The sequence below is a fragment of the Hyphobacterium indicum genome, assembly GCF_003129605.1.
GTDB classification, from domain to species: Bacteria; Pseudomonadota; Alphaproteobacteria; order Caulobacterales; family Maricaulaceae; genus Hyphobacterium; species Hyphobacterium indicum.
On sequence record NZ_QBDX01000001.1, the window covers coordinates 865,426 to 871,728 of the forward strand.

6 protein-coding genes are annotated in these 6,303 nt (G+C 61.4%); all 6 read right to left on the reverse strand.

Going from position 1 to position 6,303, the window contains the following annotated elements:
* Positions 1-166: 166 nt before the first annotated feature.
* The 6 genes from DBR16_RS04310 to DBR16_RS04335 all read right to left on the reverse strand — a co-directional run bounded on the left by DBR16_RS04310 (position 167) and on the right by DBR16_RS04335 (position 6,131).
* Positions 167-931, reverse strand: a complete 765-nt coding sequence (locus DBR16_RS04310; protein ID WP_109259974.1) for an isocitrate lyase/PEP mutase family protein — start codon at positions 929-931, stop codon at positions 167-169.
* Positions 928-2,148 carry a threonine synthase gene (locus DBR16_RS04315; RefSeq protein ID WP_109259975.1) on the reverse strand — a complete coding sequence of 407 codons (1,221 nt, stop codon included), beginning with the start codon at positions 2,146-2,148 and terminating at the stop codon, positions 928-930. The genes DBR16_RS04310 and DBR16_RS04315 overlap by 4 nt, the downstream gene beginning before the upstream one ends.
* Positions 2,149-2,282: 134 nt before the next feature.
* Complete coding sequence (gene radC, locus DBR16_RS04320) at positions 2,283-2,972, reverse strand: RadC family protein (protein ID WP_109259976.1); 690 nt, start codon at positions 2,970-2,972, stop codon at positions 2,283-2,285.
* Between the two features lie 3 nt (positions 2,973-2,975).
* The gene (gene map / locus DBR16_RS04325) at positions 2,976-3,812 is read right to left on the reverse strand and encodes a type I methionyl aminopeptidase (RefSeq protein ID WP_109259977.1); all 837 of its coding nucleotides are present in this window, start codon (positions 3,810-3,812) and stop codon (positions 2,976-2,978) included.
* 93 nt (positions 3,813-3,905) lie between these two features.
* Positions 3,906-5,582, reverse strand: coding sequence for a M28 family peptidase (locus tag DBR16_RS04330; RefSeq protein WP_109259978.1), 1,677 nt, complete (start codon positions 5,580-5,582; stop codon positions 3,906-3,908).
* 54 nt (positions 5,583-5,636) lie between these two features.
* Entirely contained in the window at positions 5,637-6,131 is a 495-nt protein-coding gene (locus DBR16_RS04335; RefSeq protein ID WP_109259979.1) for an acyl-CoA thioesterase, read from the reverse strand.
* Between the last annotated feature and the right edge of the window lie 172 nt (positions 6,132-6,303).

Consider the following 6,303-nt stretch of genomic DNA (forward strand, 5'->3'; position numbering starts at 1 on the left):
AGGGGCGGGAAGGTCAAGGGCAGGGTGGTTTTCCTCCCCTGTTTACGGGGGAGGTGTTTCGAACGCAGTGAGAAACGGAGGGGGCAAAATGACACCCGCCATTCGCCCCCCTCGCCCCGGACCCGATCCGGGGCACTCCCCCCGCAAGCAGGGGGGAGAAAAAGAACTAGCTGCCGTACACGGCACCCGCACTCGCCGTCAGCGCCTGCATCGCCTCACGGTACGGACCCGGACCATGGCTGATCCGGGCGACGCCCAGATTCGCCATTTCGGGAATCGCGGGCGCGCCCGCCTTCATATAGGCATTGACCGGCAGATCGGTGTGATCGCAGATCCGCGCAATCAGGTCGGGATCGGTCAGGCCGGGAATGAAGAATCCGCTCGCCCCGGCCTCGGCATAGACATCGCAGCGGTCAGTGGCCTCTTTCATGTGGCTGGCATGATCGGCCGGATCGGATTTCAGGAACACATCCGTGCGCGCATTGATGAACAGCGGAATGCCCGTCTCGTCGGCGACGGCGCGGATCGCGGCAATGCGGTGCGCCTGGTCCTCGATAGAGTGCAGCCCGTCACCGCCGACCACCTGGTCCTCGAAATTGAGGCCCACAGCGCCCGCCGCAATCAGGCCGGCAATATTGGGGGCGAGAAATTCCGGCCGCTTCGCATAGCCACCTTCAAAATCGATACTGACCGGCAGGTCCACCGAGGCGGTGATCCGCGCGGCAATGGCCAGCAGCGTATCCAGCGGCAGGGCCTGTCCGTCCGCATAACCTTGCGCCGCCGCGACTGACCAGCTGCCGGTGGCGATGGCTTTTGCCCCGGCCTCGGCCACGGCCTTCGCACTGCCCGCATCCCAGATATTGTAGAGCACCAGCGGCTCGCCTTTCTTGTGCAGGGCATGGAAGGCGCGGGCTTTTTCGGCCTGGGTCATAAGGATGTCCAATCGATTTCGCTATGGCGGTCCAGCCGCCGGGATGTATCCGGCATCGGGAATTTCAGGCCCGACCCGCAATTATAGAGCACGACGTCTGCATCACGTTCAATCAGCCCTTCGGCGATGGCGATTTCCATGGCCGCATAGGTGGCCGAGCCTTCCGGCCCCATCAGCAGGCCGTCTTCCGCTCCGATCCGGTGCCAGCATTGCTGGATGTGTTCATCGGTGACCGCCAGCGCCGCACCGCCGCTTTCCCGCACGGCGCGCAGGATCAGGAAGTCGGCCACCGCTTTCGGCACCCGCATCCCGGCCGCCATCGTGTCGGCGTCCAGCCATTCCTCGGCATGGTCCGCGCCGTCATTGAAGGCTTTCACTATCGGCGCACAGCCGGTGGATTGCACCGCAAACATTTTCGGGCGCTCCGGGCCGATCCAGCCGAGCTGCTCCATCTCGTCGAAGGCTTTCCACATGCCGATCAGGCCGGTACCGCCGCCCGTGGGATAGAAAATCGCCTGCGGCAGCCGCCAGCCCAGCTGGGCGGCGAGTTCCAGCCCCATCGTTTTCTTGCCCTCGGCGCGATAGGGCTCTTTCAGCGTGGACAGGTCAAACCAGCCCATCGCCTCCTTGCCCGCGCCGACCAGCGCGCCGCAATGATGGATCAGCCCGTTGACGCGGAACACCTTGCCGCCCTGCAGGCAGGTCTCCTGGATGTTCACCTCGGGTGCATCCTCCGGGCAGAAGACAAAAGCTTCCATCCCGCCGCGCCGCGCATAGGCCGACATTGCTGCCCCGGCATTGCCCGCCGTCGGCATGGCCAGCCTCTTCAGGCCGAAACTCTTCGCCATCGAAACGCCCAGCGCCAGGCCACGTGCCTTGAAGCTGGCGGTCGGCAGGCGGCTTTCATCCTTGACGATGACGCGGCCTGTTGCGCCCGCAGATTTTGCCGAGACCGGAATGTCGATCAGAGGCGTGTCGACTTCGCCAAGGCGCAGGACATCACGGTCATTCCCGACCGGCAGCAGCTCGCGCCATTTCCAGAAACCGCCGCCGCGCGCCCAGATTTCGTCCCGGTCGATCTCGGCTTTGGCTTTCGCTAGATCATAGCGCGCCAGCAGGGGTTTTCCGGCGGCGGACAGATTCTGCGGCCGGTCTTTTTCATAGCGCTCGCCCGTGGCCGAGCATTCCAGATGAGTGAAGTAATTCTTGAAGGTCATGCGCGATTGTTAGGCGGCGCCGGGGAGGGCCGCAAGCGGCCGATGATGAATGGCCCGCCGTTTTCCACTGCCTCATCCGCTTCCACCGTGTCATCCGCTTCCACCGCGTCTTCCTCCGGCTTGACCGGAGGATCTCACAACAACCCCAGGCTCTTGAAACTCGCCGTGGTTTCCCGGCCGATGATGAGATGGTCGTGGACGATGATATTGAACGGTTTCGCGGCATCGACGATGGTTTTGGTGATCTCCACATCCGCACCTGATGGCGTCACGTCTCCCGACGGGTGATTGTGCACCAGAATGATGGCGCTGGCTTCATGGGCGAGGGCACGTTTCACCACTTCGCGCGGGAATACAGGCGCCTGATCGACAGTGCCTCTGGAGATGACTTCATCCGCCATCAGCCGGTTTTTCTTGTTCAGAAACAGCACCCGGAACTGCTCGACGGGTTCATGCTGCATGGCGGTGCGGCAATAGGTGATCAGCGCCGACCAGGAGGAAATCACCGGCCGGTCCAGCGCGCCCTCCAACGCCATACGCGCCGAAGCGGCCTGCAGCAGTTTCAGATCAATCGCCGTTTTTTCTGAGACGCCCTTGATGTCCGTCAGTGCTTGAACCGGCGCAGCCGCGACGCCGCCCAGATCGCCAAAACGCGCAATCAGGTCCTTGGCCAGCGGTTTGACATCGCGGCGCGGGATCGAGCGGAACAGGAAGAGTTCCAGCAGCTCGTAATCGGCAAGGGCGTCTCCGCCCGCTTTGGCAAACCGCGCTCTCAGGCGGTCGCGATGCCCTGCATGATGGGGTGGCGACGCCTTTTCCGCCATGCCTCAGTCTGTATAGGGCGGGCAATCCAGGCCCGCGGGCGATGCGGTGAAGATTTCCACCCCGTCTTCGGTCACGCCCACCGAGTGTTCGAACTGCGCCGACAGGGACTTGTCACGTGTCACGGCGGTCCAGCCATCGGCGAGCACTTTCGCATCAGGGCGGCCCAGATTCAGCATCGGCTCGATGGTGAAGAACATGCCCGGCTTCAGCTCGACGCCTTCGCCCCGGCGGCCATAATGCAGCACATTCGGGCTGTCATGGAACAGGCGGCCAATGCCATGGCCGCAGAAATCCTGCACTACGGAACAGCGATTGGCTTCGGCCACCTGCTGAATCGCCGCCCCGACATCGCCCAGCGTTGCGCCGGGCTTCACCTCGGCAATCCCGGCCATCATGGCTTCATAGGTCACTTCAACAAGGCGTTCGGCTTTGCGGCGCGGTTCGCCGACGATGAACATGCGCGACGTATCGCCATGCCAGCCATCCAGCAGGATGGTGACGTCGATATTGAGGATATCCCCGTCTTTCAGGGGCTTTGGACCTGGAATACCGTGGCAGATGACATGATTGATCGAGGTGCAGGAGGATTTCGTGTAGCCGCGATAGCCCAGCGTTGCCGGAACCCCGCCTTGCGCGAACATGAATTCGCGCACGGCGTCGTCGATTTCCTCGGTCGTCACACCCGGCTGGACCATGGACACGATGTGATCCAGCGTGGCCGCCGCCGCCCGTCCGGCCTTGCGCATACCCGCAAAACCTTCCTCGCCGTGCAGCTTGATGCGGCCATCGCGCGACAACTCGTCGGCACCGTCTGCCTGAATATCGTAAGCCAGATTCATGTCCTGTCCTGTGCCCTTTGCCCTTCCATATAAACAAAACGCGCGGCGTTTGGAACGCCGCGCGCCTGCTATTTGATTGTCAGGAAGAATTCCCTAGCGATTGGCACCGTAGAATTCGCCGAAGAAATCCCCTTCATTCCACGCCGGAGCGTCGTCATTATTGGCAATTTCGCGCGCGATCAGGAAATTGATATTGGCGAATTTCGCGCCCTGTTCGTAGAGGATCACCATTTCCTCGTCACTGTCCGGCTCATCCGACTGACGGTGATAATGGGTGTTCAGAAAGCCCATGAAGCCTTCCCCTTCATCCCAGCGCGGATCAGGCGAGGAGAACCCCGTCATGAGGAATACCGAGGGAATGCCTTCGCGCACAAAATTGTAGTGGTCCGAACGGACAAACAGATTCTGTTCCGGTATCGGATCCGGGCTGATGGTCACGCCATGGCGCGCCGCAGCGCGTGCTGCAATCGGTCCCAGAGAGGAGCGTTCGGCCCCGAAAGCGATGACATCGTCAAACTCATAGACAATGACCGGCATGTCGAGATTGACATTGGCGACCATCGCTTCGGCGGGAACAGTCGGGCGGGTGGCAAAATATTCCGAACCCAGCAGGCCCTGCTCCTCTGCGGCCAGCGCCACGAACAGCAGGGAACGGCGCGGTGCGCCGGTCTGCATGAAGGTGCGTGCGGTTTCCAGCATGATGGCGGAGCCGGACGCATTATCAACGGCGCCATTGCAGATCCGGTCCTCTACATTGTTGGAGCGGCAGCCAGTTGTCGAAACGCCGTCCGCATCGGTCACACCAATATGATCCAGATGGGCGGTCAATACCACGATCTCGTCCGCCAGCTCCGGATCGGAACCCGGGATCATGCCGACGATATTGTGGTCGGTATACAATTCGCGGCTTGTCTGCTGCGTCATGGACACCGTGATGTTGAGAGGCAGGGAGGCGGGCTCGCCGGATTGCAGGCGCTCGGCGGCTTCCTCGAAAGTGGTGCCCGAATTGGCAAACAGTGCTTGTGCGCCTTCCAGAGCGACGCCGGCGGCGACCTGCAACTGATTGTAGGCCGGCTCGGCTGCGGCGGGGGCCAGCATGATGTCCGTATTGGCCACCAGGCGGCCTGCAAAACCGGCATATTGCGCTTCAGGCGTCGCCGATAGCTGGATATAGCCGATGGCGCCGTGCGCCGCGGCGGTTTCCCTCTTGGTCGAGGCCCGTTGCTGGTGAGAACGCTCATCGGACGGCATGATGTCCGGTGCCCCGCCGAAATAGGCCACGATACGCCCTTCCACATCGACGCCTTCATAATCATCATAATCATGATGCGGCATGGACAGGCCATAGCCGACAAAAACGACCTCCGCCGTTACAGCTGACTCGTCGAGCACCGGATGGGCAGAGATGATCAGACCCTCGCCATTGACCAGTTCGACCGCGTTCTCGCCTTCGCCGATCACCAGCGTTCCGGCATCCGCCACCGGCGTAACGATCTGCATGGGAACCTCGGCAAAATAACCGCCATTATCGCCGGCAGGTTCCAGCCCGATCAGCCGGTATTGCGAGGCGACATAGTTCGCGGCAATGGCATAGCCGTTTGATCCTGATGCGCGGCCGGCCATCGCGTCGTGCGCGAGAAAGCGGATATGGGCTTCGATATTTTCCGATGGAATATCGGGAATGAAAGCCTCATCCGAAGACTGGGCACAGGCCGTGGCCGGAAGGAAGGCAAACAGGCTGGCCGTAGCCAGACGGGCAAAAATATTCACGTGACAAACCCCTGGAATGAATCTCCTGGCACTATAGTCTTGGGAGACAGGGCATCAATCGCGCTTGCCTAAACTTTCCGTCATGAGCGCCGCAGTAATCTCCGGCACAACCCGGTAGTGTTTCACCAGCGACGGCGACATCCGCGCCGGACGCCCTGTGCGCAACTTGAAACAGACCAGATCCATGCGGGCACGGAAGATGGTCTGTCCGCTATCCGCCTGTCGGAATTGATAGCGGCGTTCGGCGCGAAGCCGGCCATCCGATTTTGTGATCCATACGGCGCAATCGAGCGTGTCGCCCGCATGGCAATGCCCCAGATAATCGCATTCGGACCGGACGATCGCCATGCCGTGCTCATAGCGGACAAACTCGGCCCGCGGATGTTCCGGCACGTCATCATCCCAGTGCGCCCAGGCTGTTTCGTCCGCCCAGATCAGATAGCGTGCATTATTGACATGCCCGAATTCATCCTCGTCTTCGCGGTTGGCCGTAATCCGGTGAATGAAAGGCGCTGGCAGATCCCAGCCGTCGAATGATGAATGTGCCATGGCCGGTACCCTGCTCGCCGGGCTTGGGGATTAAACTTGAAGTCTTTCCGGATTCCCGCAAACTGACAATGCAATTACGGATAGTCTTGGGGTATCATGGTACACGGCATTCGCACCGCCCTTATTGTATTGCTGGGCGCACTCCTCACCAGCATGGCATTGGCCGATGATC